Raw genomic sequence first — 2,984 nt, 5'->3', positions numbered from 1 at the left:
GGCCGGGGCCGCGCCCCCCTCCTTGACGGGGGGCGCGGCGGTGTCGTGCCGGGTGGCCATACCGGTCACTTCTCCAGGTTGTTGTCGATGGTCTTGGTGGCCGTCTCCCAGGCCTTCGCGGGAGACGTGCCCTTGGTGACCAGGACGAGGCCGTTGTCGTTCAGGCTCGACCCGATGACCTGGTCCTTGGGACCGATGACCTGAACGGGGGTCGTCTTCGCCGCCTCGGCGAAGATCTTGCCGATCGGCGCGTCACCCGTCATCTCGTTCTTCGCGTCGAGCACTTCGGGTGTGGTGTACGTGGCCGGTGCGCTCGGGAAGTTGCCCTGCACCTTGAACAGCTTCGCCTGCTGCTCCGGAGCGGTCAGCCAGGCGGCCAGCTTCATGGCCTCCTTCACGTTCTTTCCGCTCTTCGGCACGGACAGGAAGGCCCCGCCCCAGTTGCCGGACTTGGGCGCGACGGCCACGTCCCACTTGCCCTTCGTGTCGCCCTTGGAGTGTTCCTTGAGCGTGCCGAGCATCCACGGCGGGCAGGCGATCGCGGCGAACTTGCTGTTGGCGATCGTGGTGTTCCAGTCCGGCTGGAACTGGGTCTGGGCACCGACCAGTCCGTCCTGGGCGGCCTTCGCGGTCATCATGAAGGACTGCTTGACGACCGGGTTGTCCTTGTAGATGACCTTGCCGGACTTGTCGTAGAACCTGACCTTCTCACTGCCGAGGATGGCGCTCATCAGGCCACCGGGGGAGTCCATGAAGGTGGTGCCCTCGGGGGCGTTCTTCTGGTACTCCTCACCGACCTTGATCAGTTTCTTCCAGTCACCCGCCCAGCTCTTCGCGAGCTCCTCGCGGTCGGTCGGCAGCCCGGCCTTCTCGAAGAGGTCCTTGCGGTAGCAGATGCCCACCGGCCCCACGTCGGTGCCGAGACCGATCGTCCGGCCGTCCTTCGTGGTGGCCTGCTGCCACTTCCAGTCCAGCCAGTCGCTGGACTTCACGCCGGGTGCCTTGGAGACGTCCTCGAGCTTGTCCGCCTGGGTGCTCACCACCTCGGCGATGTTGCCGACCTCGACGGCCTGGATGTCCATCAGGCCCGCGTTGGTCGTGAGGTGGTTGACGAGCGCCGGGTAGTAGTTCTCGTTGCGCTGGGTGACGTTTTCCTCGATCTTGATGTTCGGGTTGAGCTTCTCGTACTCGTCGTAGAGGCCGGCCTCCTTGAAGCCGAAGGCGCCGAACAGCCCCATTTTGACGACGGTCTTGCCCGAGTTGCCGCCTCCGGACGAATCGCTGCCGCTGCCACCGTCGTCGGCACAGCCGGCCAGCAGCCCGGCGCCCATGGCGGCGGTCACCGCCAGGACCACCGCCCTGCGGGCGCTGCGGCGGGTCTTGACCCCTCTCGAACCCAGCCGAGAGTGGGGGAGGGTACGTCCTCGCATTGAGTCCTCCTGTTGCCCTGACGTGCCGGCCCCCCGGCCAACTGCGTTGTTGGACCCGTTCTTTCATGCTGCTGCGGCTCGGGTGGGGAACGTGCGGGTTGTGTATGTGTCAGGTACTGTGGGAGCGCTCCCACAAGTGATGTGTTGAAGAGTCGTCGGTTCGTGCGGGGGTGTCAAGGGAGCAGACGCGGAGAGATGTGTTCGGTTATCGGGCTGTTAACTAACCCGGCGCCCTCGGCCGAGCGAGCCGAGGCGTGGTGCCACTGAGGCTCCTGGGACGGGTGAGTCTCCAGAGAGTGGCGTGACCGAGGGCCCCAGCGGGCGGGCCCGAATGCTCCCGGGCGTCGTACGGGGGATCACGACTGTTAGATTCCACGCCAGTGCGGCGTTGACGGGAGGGGATCATGGCTGGTCACGGAGGGCGGAACCGGAGCGGTCGGCGTCCGACGCTGGAGGAGGTCGCCGCGCGTGCCGGTGTCGGCCGCGGCACGGTCTCCCGGGTGATCAACGGTTCGCCCCGGGTCAGCGACGCGACCCGCGCGGCCGTCGAGGCGGCGGTGGCGGAGCTCGGCTACGTCCCGAACACGGCGGCCCGGGCGCTCGCCGCGAACCGCACGGACGCGATCGCCCTCGTCGTCCCCGAGCCGGAGACCCGGTTCTTCGCCGAGCCGTACTTCTCGGACATGCTGAAGGGCGTGGGCGCCGCACTGGCGGACACCGAGATGCAGCTGCTGCTGATCTTCGCGGGCAGCGACCGCGAGCGCCGCCGCCTGGCCCAGTACCTGGCGGCGCACCGGGTTGACGGCGCCCTCCTGGTGTCGGTCCACGCCGACGACCCCCTCCCCGACCTCCTGGCCCAGCTGGAGATCCCGGCCGTGATCAGCGGCCCGCGCTCGGAGCACGAGACGCTGCCCTCGGTGGACTCGGACAACTACGGCGGCGGCCACTCGGCGGTGCAGCACCTCATAGCCCGGGGGCGGAAGAAGATCGCCACGATCGCCGGCCGCCTCGACGTCTACGGCGCCCAGCGGCGCGTCGAGGGCTACCGTCAGGCGCTGTGCGACGCAGGCCACCCGGTGGACGAGCGGCTGATCGTGCCGGGTGACTTCACGGAGGAGGGCGGCCGCCGGGCGATGACGGAGCTCCTTGAGCGGTGCCCCGACCTGGACGCGGTCTTCGCGGAGTCGGACGTGATGGCGGCGGGCGCCCGGCAGGTGCTGCGCGAGGCGGGCCGCCGCATCCCCGACGACGTCGCCCTCGTCGGCTACGACGACTCGGCGATCGCCCGCCACATGGACCCGCCCCTGACCAGCGTCCGTCAGCCCATAGAGGGGATGGGCCACGCGATGATCAACCTCCTCCTGGACGAGATCGCGGACCACCGTCCGGCGGTGTCGCGGGGTCTGGAACGGCGGCAGCTGGTACTGCCGACGGAGCTGGTGCAGCGGCACTCGTCGTAGGGGCCCATACGGGCGGGACGGGACTCCGGACGCCTTCGGCCTTCGTAAGGCCATCGGCGTCAGAGGCGCCCCTCGCCCCCGGTGCCTGGACCCC

The 2,984-nt window shown here is 69.0% G+C and carries 2 protein-coding genes; one reads left to right on the top strand and one right to left on the bottom strand.

Annotated elements, in window-relative coordinates; genetic code table 11:
- Positions 1–65: 65 nt before the first annotated feature.
- The gene (locus FPZ41_RS45915; RefSeq protein WP_152870783.1) at positions 66–1,430 is read right to left on the bottom strand and encodes an ABC transporter substrate-binding protein; all 1,365 of its coding nucleotides are present in this window, start codon (positions 1,428–1,430) and stop codon (positions 66–68) included.
- A gap of 404 nt (positions 1,431–1,834) precedes the next feature.
- On the opposite strand from FPZ41_RS45915, the gene FPZ41_RS45910 reads away from it, so the two are divergent.
- A complete protein-coding gene (locus FPZ41_RS45910; RefSeq protein ID WP_152870782.1) occupies positions 1,835–2,890 on the top strand; it encodes a LacI family DNA-binding transcriptional regulator in 1,056 nt (351 codons plus the stop codon).
- Positions 2,891–2,984: the final 94 nt, after the last annotated feature.

This window comes from Streptomyces acidicola, assembly GCF_009377235.1.
GTDB lineage: Bacteria > Actinomycetota > Actinomycetes > Streptomycetales > Streptomycetaceae > Streptomyces > Streptomyces acidicola.
This window is presented reverse-complemented; position numbering and strand designations above follow the sequence as displayed.

Excerpts from the sequence above, each read along its gene's own strand:
- FPZ41_RS45915 (WP_152870783.1), bottom strand. The coding sequence starts at position 1,430 with ATGCGAGGACGTACCCTCCCCCACTCTCGGCTGGGTTCGAGAGGGGTC.
- FPZ41_RS45910 (WP_152870782.1), top strand. The coding sequence starts at position 1,835 with ATGGCTGGTCACGGAGGGCGGAACCGGAGCGGTCGGCGTCCGACGCTG.